We start from the raw sequence: 15,711 nt of genomic DNA, 5'->3' as shown, positions 1-15,711 counted from the left end.
CCCTCCTCACCTGGCTACAGCGACAATCGCGCCGCCGTGGTCATGGCGATGACGAGCCCCGCGACGCTCGGATAGAAGGTCAAGGCGAACCCGAACGCCCGCGATCGCGCGCCATTCGCATATCCGATCCAGAACAGGAAACGACCGATGGCGAAAAGGAGCGCGAGCGCAATGATCAGCGCGGACGACGACTGAACGAGCACCGCGAGCGCGACATGGATCGGGACGGCCAACACCACCTGCTCCAAGGTATTTTGCAAAACTGCGTCGGCGCGGCTTACACGGTCAGTACCGATAGTAGAGGCGCTCCCCGCGATATCGTTGGCCGAGAAGAACCGTAGTCGCGCGACGTTTCCGATCGTCGCTGCAAGCCAGACGAGAACCAACAGGTCTGCCCTTCCAACGACGATCAGGCGATCCGCCAGCGGGAGAGGCGTCGGGTCTGTCAACTCGAGGCATGCTGCCACCACCACGACAGTGATACAGAGCGCCGCCACCATCCTGATCGCAACGCCACGTTGTTCGCGCTGGAAGTTGTTGAGGGGAAGCATTCCGTCAACTCTACCACCAGACGGACCTGGTTGCACATGAACCAACGACCGGTGTCCGGCGAGCCGATTGCGCCGCCGCCCGTGTCGTATCTGCAACACGTCATTCTTGTTTGTGCCATCAAATTGAAGCGCACGCGTAATGGGCGTATCGGCAGCCGCCTCGGAGCCCGACGATCAGATCGGCCCGCAGGAGGAACCGTTCCATGTCAAAGCTTACCCTCACCATCCGCGCGACGCTGCTCGCGGGGGGTGCCACGCTCGTGTGCGGCCCCGCGCTTGCCCAGCAGGCGAGCAGCGATCCAGCCGCCGCCACCCCCGCCAACACCGCGCCCGCGAATCAGACCGCGGAAGCGGCGCAGAACGCGGCCGAGCCGCGCACCCCGCCGGGCGCGCAGCCGCCCGCGGACGATGGCGCGCAGATGGCCGACATCATCGTCACCGGCAACACCTCCGGCAAGCGCACGCTATTCAACAGCTCGTCGAACGTGACGCTCGCGAGCGCCGCCGATATCGCGCGCAAGGCACCGCGCTCGGTCGCGGAGACGCTCGAACTGGTGCCGGGCGTTTTCGTCGAGGGTACCGCCGGCCCGATCTCGAACAACTATTCGGTGCGCGGCCTGCGTGGCGGGTCGCAGGCGTTCATCACGCTCGAAGAGGATGGCATGCCGATCCTCTACGGCGGCGGTGGCGCGGACTTCTATTTCCAGCAGGACATCACCACGGCGCGGCTCGAAGCCGTCGAGGGCGGTACCTCGGGCGTGCTCGCGCCCAACGGCGCTGGTGCGACGATCAACTTCATCTCGCTCAAGCCCAGCTACGACAAGGCCGTCGCTTCGGCGCGCTTCACCGGCGCCAGCTATGGCGACTTGCGCACCGACGCATATTTCTCCGCACCGATCGCCAACAATCTCGCGTTCAGCGTCGGCGGCTACGTCCAGTCGCAGAAGGGCGTGCGCGACACCCCGTTCAGCTTCGAGGGCTATAACGTCAAGGCGATGCTGGAGAAGCGCTTCGACGACGGCGGCACCATCCGCCTGACCTACAAGCGGATCGACCAGCACAACCCCTATTACGCCGACATGCCGTTCAAGGTGAGCAGCAACGGCGACATCAGCAGCATCCCCGGCCTTGATCTCAAGACCGGCGACGTGGGCGGCCGCTACTTCACGAACTTCAACGTGCCCGATAGCCCGGCGACCGGCAACAGCCTGCGCTCGTTCCGCTCGACCACCGGCGTCCGCGTCAAGGCGGATACCTATCGGATCGACATCGACAAGCCGGTTTCCGACCACGTCAGCGTGTTCGCGCATGTCCGCTATCTCGACGGCTATTACGACTTCAACGGCATCTTCCCCGGCTCGGGTGCCGGCACGGCCGGACTGACGTCTGCACAGGATTATTTGAACCCGGCGGTATCGCCGTTGAACTCGGTGTCGGTCGGCGGCGTGCCATATTTCACCGCTGCGGCGGCCGCTTTCCCCGGCACCGCGCAATATGGCCTGCGTGATATCCAGACCGGCGCGGTCATCCCGGCGAGCAACACCGCCGCGCTCGCCGCGCTCAACGGCAACGGGTTGCTGCAACAGACGGTGCTCAACCACCAGACGCTGTCCACCAAGGATTTCGGCAGCAATTTCGGCGTCAAGTGGGATGCCAGCAGCGGCGCGATCGACAACTCGCTCACCATCGGCGCGATGTTCTACAACGTGCGCCGCAAGAACGATCAGTCGGCGGTCGCCACCGTCATCAACGACGTGACCAGCAACTCGCACGTCTATGATCTGGTCGCGCTGGGCGCGGGTGGCAACGTGCTGGGATCGCTCACCAACAGCGGCATGGTCAATTACGGCAACTGGGGGCAGGGGATCTTCCAGGACCAGGTCAACTCGATCAACGGCTATTTCAACGACGAACTCAAGATCGGCGATAAGCTGCACATCGACTTCGGCGCGCGCTTCGAGCATCAGCATGTCGGCGTGGCGATCGGGACGGAGGCACAAACCCCAGCGCCGGTTCCACCCGGCACGCCCGGATTGGTGCAAAACGTCGGCAGCACGTTCAGCGGCCAATATACCCGCACCTCGGCGTCGTTCGACAAGGCCGCCTACACCGGCGGCATCAACTACGAACTCACCGATCACGTGTCGCTCTACGCACGCGGCGCCTATGGCTTCCAGACCAACGGCGGCGACACCGGCGGCACGCACAAGCCGACCGGACTGACGCTGTACGAGGGTGGCGTTCGGTTGCGCTGGCCGGGCTTCAACGCGTCGGTGATCGGGTTCCGGACCGAGATCAACGATCTGTCGTATCAGATCATCAACCCCGACAATCCGTCGGTGCAGACCAACGCGCTGGCCGACAGCCGGACCAACGGCGTTCAGGTCGATGCCGACATTCACCCGATCAGCTTCTTCAGCCTGGGGGTGAGCGGCGTCTATCAGGATCCGAAGCTGACCAACCTCACGTTCAGCGCGCCGATCGCGGGCAATTACAACGGCAACACGCCCGAGCGCACGCCCAAGAAGCTGCTGACCGTTACGCCGTCGTTCGTGCTGCCGGGCGGCCTTGGCGAGATCTACGGGCGCTGGAAGTATATCGGCAAGATCTTCGCCGATGCCGGCAATGGCGTGTCGCTGCCCGATTACAGCGTGTTCTCGGTCGGCGCGAGCGTGAACGTCACCGAGCGCTTCAACATCAACGTCAGCGTGGACAATCTGACCGACACCAAGGGCTTCACCGAAGGCAACCCGCGGCAAGGCCAGACCCAGACGATCGTCAACGGCTATTTCTATGGCCGGGCGATTTATGGCCGCAACGCGATCGTCAGCGCGACGATCAAACTGTAAGCTCACGTCACACGTGGATCGTGGCCGGATGTGCGCATCCGGCCACGCCCTTTCTTGCAGGAGCGAACCCTCATGCCGCGCGCCTCGTATCGTCCGGTCGCCCTGATTGCGCTCGCTGCCTCTTGCGTCGGTTTGGCAACACCGCTGCGGGCGGATGTCGGGCAGCGCGAGGGACTGAACCTCAACAGCTTCACGCAGCAAGGCCCGGTCGCGGCCCATGTCCTGCTGCGCTCGGGGCAAGACCCGCGCGTGCTGGTCGCATTCCCCGCCGGCAACAGCGGCGTGGGGCTCTGGTTCGACCGTGTCGCGGCGCCTGCCGAATGGCAGATGAAGGCGCCCGCGCGCCCGCGCACCACCACCGACCGACGCGGGCGACCGCTTCACGGCGTCACGTTCACCGCGACGATCCGCACGCCGCGCCTCGCCGTCAAGCGCGCGCTGCTCACCAGCGTGCGTGTGCTGCGCGACTATCAGGCGCTCGGCACCGCGCCCGCCGAACTCGACACTCCGGTGCAGGCGCATGGCAGCGATCTCAGCTGGTCGCGCGACCGGCTCGATGGCGCCCCCGGCTATGCCCTGAGCGTCCATGTCGATCACGGCACGCTCGACGGCACGACGCTGACCGCCGCGGCGGACGGTACAATCACGGTGACGGTCACCGCGCTCACCGGCGAAACGCCGCTGACGCCGTTCGCGCCGGGTACTTTGCTCAACCGCGCCGCCGCTGCCGATCCGCAGGCGCGCGCGGCACTCCAGTTTCTCAGCTATCATGAGAAATTCCTGGCGGGCTCCTGGCGCTTCCTCACCTATTTCGGTCGCGACACGCTGATGTCGGTCCGGTTGCTGATGCCCGCCTTGCAGCCCGAAGCCGTCGAGACGGGGCTGCGCTCGGTTCTGGAGCGGCTGTCGCCGGAGGGCAACGTCGCGCATGAGGAAGATATCGGCGAGTTCGCCGTGCTCGATCATCGCCGCGCGGGTGATCCGGCGTCGTCCGCGCCGACCTACGATTACAAGATGGTCGACAGCCCGTTCCTGCTCGCACCCGTCGCGAGCGCGTGGCTGGTCGATGATGCACGCGGCCGCGCCCGCGCGCGAGCCTTTCTCGCGCAGCGGGTAGGCGGCGAGCGGTTGGGTGACGCGCTGGTGCGCAACGCGCGCTTCGTCGTCGCCCGCGCGACGCCGTTCGCGCGCGATCCGCGCTGGAGCAACCTCATCTCGCTCACCAAGGGCATGGATGCGGGCGAATGGCGTGACAGCAACGATGGGCTCGGCGGTGGCCGCTATCCGTACGATATCAATGCGGTGCTGGTGCCCGCCGCGCTCCAGTCGATCGATGCGATGGCGCGCGCGGGATTGCTGTCTCCGTACCTCAAACCCGCGGACAAGGTCGCGCTCGCCGGGTTGAACACGATGGCGGCGACATGGTCCGCGCGCGCGCCCGGTCTGTTCGCGCAAAGCGTTTCCGCCGGCGCTGCCCGCGCCGCGATCGAACGCTACGCAAAGCTGGCGGGCGTGCCCGCGGCACCGGCGCTATCGGTGGCCGGCGACGCGCCGACGCGCTTCACCGCGATCGCGCTCGATGCTCAAGGCAAGCCGGTGCCGATCGAAAACTCCGACGACGGCTTCGCGATGCTGTTCGGGCATCCCGCGCCGGCCGCGCTCGACACCGCGAGCGCGACGATATCGAACCCGTTCCCCGCCGGGCTGATGACCGGGGTCGGCATGCTGGTCGCCAATCCGGTGTTCGCGACGCCCGAACTTCAGGCGCGGTTCGGGCCGACCGCCTACCACGGCACGGTGATCTGGTCGTGGCAGCAGGCACTTGTCGCCGCTGGCCTCGCGCGCCAACTCGCCCGCAGGGACTTGCCCGCCGCCACCTGCAAACGGCTGCGCGCCACGCAAGCGAGCCTGTGGCAAGCCATTGATACGAGCGGCAGCGTGCAGAGTTCCGAACTCTGGTCGTGGCGCTACACTGACGGCGGCTACCATATCGCCGCGTTCGGAGAGAGCGGCGCGGACGCGGACGAATCCAACGCCGCGCAACTGTGGAGCACGGTCTATCTCGCGGTGAAGCGTCCGGTCGGCGCTCCCGCCTGCGAGGCGCGCTGAGCATGGCGGAGCCGGTCCGCGAGGTCGTCATTCTCGGCGGCGGCACCGCTGGATGGATGACCGCGGCGGCGCTCTCCAAGGCGCTCGAACGTAGCGGCACGACGATCACGCTGGTCGAATCCGAGGAGATCGGCACGGTGGGCGTGGGCGAGGCGACGATCCCGACGATCCACTGGTTCAACGGCCTGGTCGGCATCGACGAAGCGCGCTTCATGGCGGACACCGGCGCGACGTGGAAACTCGGCATCGAGTTTCGCGGCTGGCAGGGCGAGGGCAGCGCCTATTTCCATCCGTTCGGCACCTATGGCAGCCCGGGCGATGGAGCGACGTTCCCGCATCGACTCGCCCGCGCCTGGCTCGCCGGCGAAGAAGCGCCGATCGAGGTCTTCTCGCTCACCACGCAACTGGCGCGCGCGCGCCGCTTCGCCAAGCCGGTCGGCGACCCGCGCTCCTTGCTGTCAACGCTCGGCTATGCCTTTCACTTCGACGCCGCGCGCTATGCCGCGCATCTGCGTGGGCTGGCCGAAGCGCGGGGCGTGGTCCGGCGCGAGGGTAAGGTCGTCAGCGTCGAGCAGGACGAGGCGAGCGGCCACGTCCGCGCGCTCGTCCTCGAAGGCGGCGCGCAGGTCGCGGGCGATCTGTTCGTCGATTGCTCGGGCTTTCGCGGGCTACTGATCGAGCAAACGATGCACGCCGGATACGAGGATTGGCCGCGCTGGCTGCCCTGCGATGCCGCGTGGGCGGCGCCATCGGCGGCGGAGGCGCAGGTCACGCCATACACGCAAGCGACCGCGCAGGAGGCGGGGTGGCGCTGGCGCATCCCGCTCCAGCACCGGGTCGGCAACGGCTATGTCTTCTCGACACGTTTTCAGGATGTGGATGACGCACGCGCGCTGCTCGTCGGCGCGATGGAGTCGCCGCCGATCGCGGACCCGCGCCTGATCCGCTTCACCCCCGGCCGGCGTAACCGCGCATGGGTCGGCAACGTGGTGGCGATCGGGCTGGCGAGCGGGTTCCTCGAACCGCTCGAATCGACGAGCATCCATCTCATCCAGAGCGGTATCGGCAAGTTGCTGTCGCTGTTCCCGCGCGCCGACATGAATCCTTTGCTCGCCGAACAGTACAATCGCCTGTCCGCGCGGGAGATCGAGGAGATCCGCGACTTCGTGATCCTCCATTATCACCGCACGTACGGTCGTAACGAGCCGCTATGGCAGCATTGCCAGACGATGCCGATCCCCGAGACGCTCGCCTACAAGATCGACCAGTTCCGCGCCTCGGGGCGGATCATGCTCGCCCCCGACGAATTGTTCCGGGACGCGAGTTGGTTCGCGGTGCTGAGCGGGCAGGGCGTGCGTGCGCAGGATTATAACCCCCTCCTCGACGTCATGTCCGACAGCGACAATCGTGCGCAATTGCAAGCCGTCCGGGGCGCGATCAAAGAAACCGTGTCGAGACTTTCCAGCGTCTGAGAGCCTGATCGGAGATTAAGGTGAATGGTAGCAGCAGGTTAGCTTGACGGCTTTGCCTGTCGTTGATTCAGGCGGGCGCGAAGAACTAGCGTGGATACAACGATGTGGACCGATGCCGAAGGTAATCTCGTCCACGCCGTGATCCACACCGCCGACATCCAAGACCGGGACGGCGCGCCGTTGGTGCTCGCGGGGATCGCCGGCCGCTTCTCGCGGTGCGTCATGTATTTGCGGATGGAGACTACGCTGGCAACAAACTCGAGCACGCCTCCGCCGCATCGGCAAGTGGACCATCGGGATCATCAAGCGATCCGATGCCGCAAAAGGCTGCGCGGTGCGGCCTCGACGCTGGGTCGTCGAACAGACCCTCGCCTGGCTCAACCGAAACCGCCGGCTCGCCAAGACTGCGAGCAGACCATCGCATCGGCAACCGCATGGCTGTTCATCGCCTCGATCCAGCCCGTCATTTGCCGCCAGATCAGGAAATCGCGCCAATCAGTTTTGAATCAGACTCCAAAACCCTGACGTCGGGGGCAGCCCGGCCCGTCGTCTATCCAATCCACCAACTGCCGGATAATGGGCAGCGTGTTCGGCCTGCCGCATCACCAACCGTCCGTTCGACGATGAGCGGCGCCTCGTCGTCGCGGCGAGACGGCTTGACGAGAGCCGGAGGAAGCCGTGACGCAGATGATAATGCCACGGTCCTCACGGCCGCAGTCTGCAACCGGCCGGTACCCGCACCGGACTGCATCGGGCCATTTGCCCCTCGGGCAATGTCACGGTGAAGCCCGTGCGCAGCGGGTCGGGCGCGCCCGGATAATAATCGGTGCTCACCGCCTGCGCGCCGCTCCACATCGCGGCACGCGCCTTGGTGAAGTCGTTCGCGCGCGCCTCCACGGTGTTCGCGTCGGTGCGGGTCCGCACGATCAGCCCCTGCTCGACCCAGCGCCGGATCTTGGTCTCATCCACGATCGGATCCTGGACGATCTGTATCGCGGCATCGGAGTCTTCTTCCGAGTACCAGCCGAACATTGCCCGCCCGGCAAGCGCCGGGTGCCCCTTGCGGTATGTCTCCGAGACGTCCTTTCGAACATCGAAAAGGATGAAGACCCGGCCCCGCGCCGCCGACAGAGTCGGCCAGCCGTGTTCCCGTATAGCTTGCCGCAGCGTCGGTGCACTGCCCCGGACCTCGTCAGGCGTGATGAGCCGATGGCCGGGGAACGCCGAGCGGATTTCGCCATCCAGTGCGTCGAGCAGTTTCGGATCATCGAGCGGAATCGGATCGCTTATCCCAGGCCGGTTCGAGGGCGTGTCGGCGGCGTTGATGGTGATCATGATCGGGAGGTGGTCGGGGTGCCCGCGCGACCAGCGGTCGATCTCGCCCAGGCACCGGCGTAGCGTGATGCAGGTGCTGATGTAATCCACGTCAGGAATATGGAACGCCTTGAAGCCGGCATCGAGCATCGCCGCGCGATCAAAGCTGGTCGTCTCGCCGGCGGCGCGCGCCAATTCCTCGCCTTTGGGATCGGCATAGCGGCCGCCCTGGGGATCGGCGAAGATGTCGATCTCAAGCTGGCGCACCCCCCGATCAAGCTGCTGCGCGAGCGGCAGATGATAATAGTCGAGCCCCTGAGCGAGCTTCGGTTCCACCTTGCGGATTTTCGCCATAACCGCGTTCGGGATGCGCGCCTTGAAGCTGTTGTGCGAGCCGACGACCTGGATGTCGTTCATCCTGAGTGGTGGGGCGGCACCGCCGAGCGCCAGCGCCGCGAGGCCAAGAAGAGTGGCTCTGATCATCAGAACTGCGCCCGCACGCCGAACAGCACGGTGCGGCCGTAATTGTTGATCTCGCCGAACCGGATTTCCTTTTCATTGTAGCTGTAGGTGTTCGCATTGGCGATGTTGATCGCCTCGACGCTGAACATCAGGCGGCTGGTGGCGCGGACCGAGAGATTGCCGTCGAGCGACCCGAATGCCGCCTGCGTGGTGGTCGCCTGCGTGGTGCTGCCGATGCCGGTCAGATACTTGTCGCGCCACGTGTACGACAGGCGGGTGGACAGCGGTCCCTTGTCGTAGAAGCCGACGACGTTGAAGCTGTTCTTGGACAGGCCGATCAACTGATCCTTGATCGGGCGCGCACCGGCCGTGTAGTTCGCCTGCACCGAGGTATGGGTGTAGGACGCCTGGAAGCCGAGACCGTCGAACGGCGCCGGCAGGAAGGTGAACACCTGGTTATACGCCGCTTCCGCGCCATAGACCTTGGCCTTGCCGCCATTCACCTGCGTGCTGAGCAGCACCGTGCCGCGGCCCGGGATCTCGACGTTGATGTTCTGCGCGGTGATATAGTCGTCCATCGCCTTGTAGAACAACGCGCCGGTCAGCGAGCCTTGGCGGTTGAAATACCATTCGAGCGACGCATCGAACTGGGTGGCGAGGAAAGGCTTCAGCGCCGGATTGCCGCCGCTCGCGGTGGGCTGATCGGTCGAAACGCTGATCTGCGGTGCGCTCTGTGTCACGTTCGGCCGGGTCAGCACCCGGCTCGCGGCGAGACGTCCGACGAGATCGTGCGTAAGCTCGGCGCGCAGGTTGAAGCTCGGCAACCAGTCGTTGAAGGTCTGCGGAAAGCTGGCCGGGGTCGCCACGTTGCCGGTGGTGAGCGTACCGCTCGCCACCTGATCGGTGTGGACATAGCGAACGCCGACGTTGCCGGTGACCGGAATTCCGCCGAGCGCGAAGGCATAGTCGGCGCGCACGTAGCCGCCCGCTGTCTTCTCGGTGACGACGTACGACGCGCGCAGATCGGCGGCGGCGAGCGGGGCGTTGGCGACGGCGTCCGTAAACAGCTTGTCGTAGAACGCGCTGGTGATCGGCACGATCCAGGTGCGGGGATAGTTGCCCGGCACGCCTGACAGGAAATCATCGAACGGGATCTGCTCAAAGCCGTTGGGCGCGAAGCCGGTGAGCGTGGTGTTGGCGGCCGGGTTCACCGTGAAGTCCCGGCGGCGGTAGTCGCGCTTGCGTGAGTGATATTCGCCGCCGGCGGACAGCTTGGTGATGAAGCCGTCCATCTCATGGTCGATGTCGAGCCGGACGTAGCGGTCCCAATCCTTGCTGTTCTTGGGTGCGATGTTGAAGGGGTAGAGCGTGTAGTTCGCCGGATTGAGCACGTTGGTCGGCGTGGTGATCGTCGGGGCGACCTTGTAGCCGCCGGACGCATCGTAGCTCAGCGGCGCGAAGAACCGGATACGGCTGCGGACGGTGCCTTCGGCGTAGCTCGGGTGGAAGCTGTGCGCATACGACCAGTTGGCGTTCGCGACGATGTTCCACCCCGCGGGATTCCACACCTGCTTGAGGCCGATGGTGATGAGGTCATGGCGGTTGAGGCTGTACTCGCGCGTGCCCATGAAGCGCACGTCGTTGATCGTCGCAGCCACCACGGTATCGCCGTCGAGCTTTACCGATCCGGGCACGATCACCGGTTTGTGCCCGGCGACGCTCGAATCGTCGGGATAGATGTCGAGCCCGAACTCGTCATAGGCGACGTCCAGCCGCGTCGCGAGCACGTCGAGCGTCGTCTGCAATTCGGGCGTCGGTTGCCACTGCGCCGAGATCAGCCCGGACAGGCGCTTGCGGTCCTCGGTTTCCACCGTCGGACGCGTGCGGCCGGGCGTGTAGAAGCCGGAACCGAGCGCGGAGCTGAATTTATCGAGGTACCAGCCGGTATTGTAGGTGCGGTCGTTGCGGACCGACTTGCCCCAATATTGCGCGGCGGCGAGGATGCCGAAGGTGCCGTTGCCGCTCTTGAAGCTGCTGAGCGCGGTCGCGTTTGGTTTCACCTTGTCCGTCAGCGTCGTGTAGGTGCCGCGCAGGTTGAGCGTGGTCTTGGTGCCGACCTCGAGCGGACGGAAGGTGTGCACGTCGATGTTGCCGCCGAGCGCGCCCTCCGTCATGTCGGCGGTCGGCGTTTTCACGACGTCGATCTGCGAGACGAATTCGGCCGGCAGCATCTCGAACCGGAACTGGCGGCCGTTGGCGCCGCCGTTCTCGATGAGATCATTTATGGCGATCGGTCGGCCGTTCAGCAGCGTGTTCTGGAATTGCGGACCGAGGCCGCGAACGCTGATGTACAAGCCTTCGCCGCGCGGGCGGGTGATCGCCACGCCGGGTACGAGCTGCAACGCTTCCGCGACGTTCTGCGCCGGGAATTTGCCAATGTCGGTGGCGTTGATCGCGTCGACGCCAAAGCCCGCCATGCGCTTGGTTTCCGCCGCCGCCGCGAGGCTCTGCGCGTAGGAGCCGGTCACGACGATGTCGTCCACGCCTTCGGTACCGGCCGCACGCGCCTGTTCGCCTGTGTTCGGAACAGCGGCCTTCGTTTGCGCCGCGGCTGGTTGTGTGATCCCCAAGGCCGCCAACGTGAACGGCAGCGTCGCCCGGAACAGGCGTGAATAGCTCGACATTCGTGTTCCCCCGCAGCCAGCTTTTGCTGCTGGGAGGGGCGCGTAGATGCAGATCGTTACGCTTTGCGTGCGATAGGGTTACACCAAGATGACCAAACAATGAAGCTTATCGGCTCACGCGGCGAACGGCGACGGGTCTTCGCGCTCGTGGCACAATGCTATGGATCTTCGTAGCGCTGACAATTCGTACGTTGATCGGAGCGTTCGCGGCAGCATTTGATGCACACGGCAGCATTGTCAGTTCCCGTCGCCAGTTTGTCATCTTCGATGGACATAGCGGGTCGAATGACGCTCGCGACGCCGGACAGAGCCTTGTGGCTGACAAAGCACATCCTCGTGCACGAGCCCGAACTACGCTCATGGCTCAAGCGGCGCGCCATGCCCGGACTCGATGTCGATGACGTCGTTCAGGAGAGTTACGCAATCCTCGCGGGTCTCCAGTCGGTAGATCATATCCATCATCCGCGGATCTATTTTTTCGAGGTCGCGAAGTCGGTCATCCTTCAGAGCTTTCGGCAATCGCGGGTGGTCGCGTTCAGCGCGATCGCCGAATTCGATGCGCTGCTGATCCCCGACGAAATGCCTTCGCCCGAGGCGATCGCGGCCGGGCGGCAGGAATTGGGGCGGCTTTCGGAATTGATCGATGCGCTGCCGCCCAAGTGCCGCGAAGCGTTCGTCCTCCGCAAGGTGCGGGGTTTTAGCCAGCGCGAGGTCGCGTCGGCGATGTCGGTCTCCGAGAATACCGTGGAAAAGCATATCGGGAAGGCGCTCGGCCTACTCGGCCATGTGATTGGACGTGGCGGAAAGCGTCGCGTCGCGCCATCTTATGACCATGAACCGCACAACGCCGATGGAACCGACAGGACCGCGCGAGAGCGCCGCTGATATCGAGCGGGCGGCGGCGGATTGGGTCGCGCGCCTCGATCGCGGCGCACTTTCCGACACTGAGCAGCAGGCGCTCGCATCATGGGCCGCCCAGGATACCCGGCGTGCCGGCGCTTATGCGCGCGCGATGGCGGTGAACCTCCATCTCGATCGCGCCGTCGCGCTCGGCGAGGATTATGTCACCAGGCACCAGCCTGTAGAGGCGCCGAGCCGGCGTCGCGTCATCGCCGTCGCCGCGAGCGCAGCCGCCGCCTGCGCGGCGAGTCTGAGCATCTTCACGTTGCAGCGGCGAGGTGCCGCGCCAAAGCGGCGGACGATCGGGACAGCGAGAGGCGCGGTTCGGGAAGTCGCGTTGGGTGAGGGCTCCACGGTGACGCTCAACACCATGACAGAACTCCGCCCATCGCTCACCGATACGCTACGCAAGGTCGATCTTCTCAAGGGCGAGGCGCTGTTCGACGTCGCGAAAGACCCTAAACGACCCTTCGTTGTTTACGTCGGCGAGTTCAGCGTGCGCGCAGTGGGGACGAGCTTCACCGTGCGGCGCACCGCCTTGGGTGCCGTCAAGGTCGTCGTGACGGAAGGGATCGTTGAGGTGACCCGGCGGCAGGATGTCCTGGGGCAAGTCCATGCCGGCATCGCCTTCGCCGTGGACGCCGCCGCCTCGCCAGTGATAGAGACGCTCAACCCGTCGCAGATCGACAGCGCGCTGGCTTGGCGTGGCGGCAGGATCGACCTTCAGGGTATGACGCTTGCGGAGGCGGCCGAGGAATTCAGCCGATATTCGGACCTGAGGATTCGCGTCACCGATCCTGCGATCGCCAATCTCCACATCGCTGGCGTTTATGCGACCAGCGACCCCGCCGGCTTCGCCGAGAACGTGGCTTTAAGCCTGGGCTTGAAGAGCGTCCGTCGGGGCAACGAAGTGATCCTCTCGAAAACTTGAAAAATTTGGCCGGCGCATGGCGGGAAGCCCCGCGAACCGCATCCTAAGCGCGGTTGGGCAATGCGCCCGCAACGGCTTGGGGGTGACATGATCTCGAGAAACACGCTGCTGTCGATGGCGGCGATCGTCGGCGCGCTATCGCCGATGTCCGCCGTGGCGCGGACGGCACGCTTCGATATACCAGCTCAGAGCGTTTCTGCCGCGCTGTCGATGTTTGCACGCCAGAGCGGCCTTCAGGTCATCGCGCCTGCTGACCTTGCGACGGCCGTGACAAGCCAGCCCGTCAATGGCACGCTCGATACGCGCGTCGCCCTCAAGACTCTGATCGGCGGCACCGGTCTCGAAGTCGTATCGGACAAAGGCGGCGTCATCGTCCTGCGTGCGGCCGCGGTGGGAAACGCCGCGGACATGACGGCGGACATCCTCGTCACCGCTCAGCGCCGCCTGGAGCGCGCACGCGACGTGCCGATTTCGATCACCGCGATCGGCCGGCAGACCATCGAGACGGCGCGGATCAACGAATTGCGCGACCTCTCCCGCATCACGCCGGGGTTGCTGATATCCAACTTCAGCATCGGCTCACCGGTGATCGCCGTTCGAGGCGCGACCAACACGTTCAGCCAGATCGGGGTCGACAAGCCGGTCGGCATTTTCGTCGATGACGTCTACATACCACGCAACAGCGCCTCGACGTTCCAGCTCTTCGGGCTCGAATCGATCCAGGTGTTGCGCGGGCCCCAGGGCACCTTGTTCGGCAAGAACGTGACGGGAGGCGCCCTCGTGTTCGACACCGGTCGTCCCTCTTACGGCCAATCCGATATGCGGATGCGCATCACCGGCGCGTCCTACCGCACCGCCGAACTGGACGCGTTGGCCGATGTCGGTTTGGGCAACGATGCCGCCGGCCGCATCGCCTTTTCGGCGCGCCGCCACGACGGCTGGGGTCGCGATCGATTGACCGGTCAGGCGTTGGACAATCTCGACAGCGTCAATACGCGCGGCCAGCTTCGCCTGCGCGTAAGCGATCGCCTAGAGGCGCTGATCGGCGGCGACTATGCGGCGGATAGCGCCGGTGGCCGTACGCTCTCCTCGATCGGTGCTGGCAGTGATGGCGATCCGCGTACCGCCGAGAGCGGCACGCCGCAAAATTTCAGTCGCGCCGTCTATGGCGGCTCGGCGCGCCTGTTCCTCGATACCGGTATGGGGCAGGTGACCAGCGTTACCGCGTGGCGCGGATCGCACTCGATCGACATCTATTCCAACGTCGCGGCCAACTACATCTTCCTGACCGGCACGCAGAGCCAGGCGCTGACTGACGACCGGGATCACGTCTCCTCTTTCTCGCAGGAGATCCGGCTCGCGTCGCCCGAGTGGCGGCGCGGGCGGTTCGTCGCGGGCCTCTATCTCGCATCGGATGTTTCCAGCCGTCGCCTCAACCAGACCGCGCTCGCCGCGCGGACCGGCGCGCTCGTCACCAACCAACTCTGGCAGGGCCGCGCGCTGAGCCAGACCGCCGCGGTCTTCCTCAACGGCACGCTGAACCTCACGCCGTTCCTGTCGGTGACGGGCGGCGCGCGCTACACCAGGGATCACAAGGCGGCCGACCTCGCCTTCTCGAACTCAATCAACGGCGCCGGTAATTTCGCCGAGACCAATGCGACCCGGAACTGGAGCCAGTTTACCCCGCGTGCATCGTTGCAGATCAAACCGGTCGGCTCGACGATGCTCTACGTGACCTATTCGCGCGGCTATACCGCCGGTGGGTTCAACACGCAGGCGGCGACCAAGGCTGCGTTCGACGCGGCTTTCGAGCCGGAAACGCTCGAGAATATCGAAGGCGGCCTCAAGACCGCGCTGTTCGGCGGAAGGTTGACCGCGGATCTTGACGGGTTCGTCTCGAAATACCGCAACAAGCAGGAATTGTATTTCAACAATCTCACCCGCGTGCTGAACATCACGAACGCGGGCAAGGCCACGATCCATGGCATTGAGGCGCAGGTCGCCGTCAAGCCGACACGCTGGGCCACGCTGACCGGCACCTATGGCTGGCTCGATACCCGGTACGACCGCTTCGTCATCCCCGGCGGGGCCGTGCTTACCGGTAATCGTCTCGGCTCGTCGCCCAAAGACAAAGCCTCCGCCATGCTCGACATCGACGCGCCGCTGGGCCGCGTTCGCCTGATCGGGAACGCCGTCTATTCCTACACCTCGCAGTATTTCACTGGCGCGACGCAGGAAGGGACGCTGTCCGTACCGGCTTATTCCCTGGTCAATGGCTCCATCGGTCTGGCGACGCTGGATCGACGCTACAGCCTGACCGTATTCGCGCGAAACCTGCTCAATCGCGATTACGTGCTGATCCCGTCAAACCAGGTCGTGCTCGGGCGCTATCTGGGTGAACCGCGCATCATCGGCGCGAGCCTGAGCGCGCGCTTCTGA

Annotated in this window: 9 protein-coding genes and 1 pseudogene; 7 read left to right on the top strand and 3 right to left on the bottom strand. The window is 65.2% G+C overall.

The window, feature by feature from the left end:
- Nucleotides 1-14: 14 nt before the first annotated feature.
- Nucleotides 15-551, bottom strand: coding sequence for an MAPEG family protein (locus PX554_RS01190; RefSeq protein ID WP_275498248.1), 537 nt, complete (start codon nucleotides 549-551; stop codon nucleotides 15-17).
- A 203-nt stretch (nucleotides 552-754) separates the two neighbouring features.
- Here PX554_RS01190 and PX554_RS01185 point away from each other — a divergent pair, with 203 nt between their 5' ends.
- The 4 genes and pseudogenes from PX554_RS01185 to PX554_RS01170 form a co-directional block, all read left to right on the top strand.
- A complete protein-coding gene (locus PX554_RS01185) occupies nucleotides 755-3,400 on the top strand; it encodes a TonB-dependent receptor domain-containing protein (RefSeq protein WP_275498245.1) in 2,646 nt (881 codons plus the stop codon).
- A 72-nt stretch (nucleotides 3,401-3,472) separates the two neighbouring features.
- Complete coding sequence (locus PX554_RS01180) at nucleotides 3,473-5,509, top strand: glucosidase family protein (RefSeq protein WP_275498244.1); 2,037 nt, start codon at nucleotides 3,473-3,475, stop codon at nucleotides 5,507-5,509.
- A 2-nt stretch (nucleotides 5,510-5,511) separates the two neighbouring features.
- Nucleotides 5,512-6,981: a tryptophan halogenase family protein gene (locus tag PX554_RS01175; protein ID WP_275498242.1), complete on the top strand. Its 1,470-nt coding sequence runs from the start codon at nucleotides 5,512-5,514 to the stop codon at nucleotides 6,979-6,981.
- A 108-nt stretch (nucleotides 6,982-7,089) separates the two neighbouring features.
- Nucleotides 7,090-7,506, top strand: a pseudogene (locus PX554_RS01170) (transposase); the annotation flags it as partial.
- Between the two features lie 180 nt (nucleotides 7,507-7,686).
- Here PX554_RS01170 and PX554_RS01165 read toward each other — a convergent pair.
- Both PX554_RS01165 and PX554_RS01160 read right to left on the bottom strand, forming a co-directional pair.
- A complete protein-coding gene (locus tag PX554_RS01165) occupies nucleotides 7,687-8,778 on the bottom strand; it encodes a Ca2+-dependent phosphoinositide-specific phospholipase C (RefSeq protein WP_275498240.1) in 1,092 nt (363 codons plus the stop codon).
- A complete protein-coding gene (locus PX554_RS01160) occupies nucleotides 8,778-11,441 on the bottom strand; it encodes a TonB-dependent receptor (protein WP_275498238.1) in 2,664 nt (887 codons plus the stop codon). Before PX554_RS01160 ends, PX554_RS01165 begins: the two co-directional genes overlap by 1 nt.
- 285 nt (nucleotides 11,442-11,726) lie before the next feature.
- On the opposite strand from PX554_RS01160, the gene PX554_RS01155 reads away from it, so the two are divergent.
- The 3 genes from PX554_RS01155 (at nucleotide 11,727) to PX554_RS01145 (ending at nucleotide 15,711) form a co-directional block, all read left to right on the top strand.
- Nucleotides 11,727-12,326, top strand: a complete 600-nt coding sequence (locus PX554_RS01155; RefSeq protein WP_275498236.1) for an RNA polymerase sigma factor — start codon at nucleotides 11,727-11,729, stop codon at nucleotides 12,324-12,326.
- Entirely contained in the window at nucleotides 12,268-13,272 is a 1,005-nt protein-coding gene (locus PX554_RS01150; RefSeq protein ID WP_275498233.1) for a FecR family protein, read from the top strand. Before PX554_RS01155 ends, PX554_RS01150 begins: the two co-directional genes overlap by 59 nt.
- Nucleotides 13,273-13,359: 87 nt before the next feature.
- Nucleotides 13,360-15,711, top strand: a complete 2,352-nt coding sequence (locus PX554_RS01145; protein WP_275498231.1) for a TonB-dependent receptor domain-containing protein — start codon at nucleotides 13,360-13,362, stop codon at nucleotides 15,709-15,711.

Source organism: Sphingomonas pollutisoli (genome assembly GCF_029167165.1).
In the GTDB taxonomy this organism is placed as follows: domain Bacteria; phylum Pseudomonadota; class Alphaproteobacteria; order Sphingomonadales; family Sphingomonadaceae; genus Sphingomonas; species Sphingomonas pollutisoli.
This window is presented reverse-complemented; position numbering and strand designations above follow the sequence as displayed.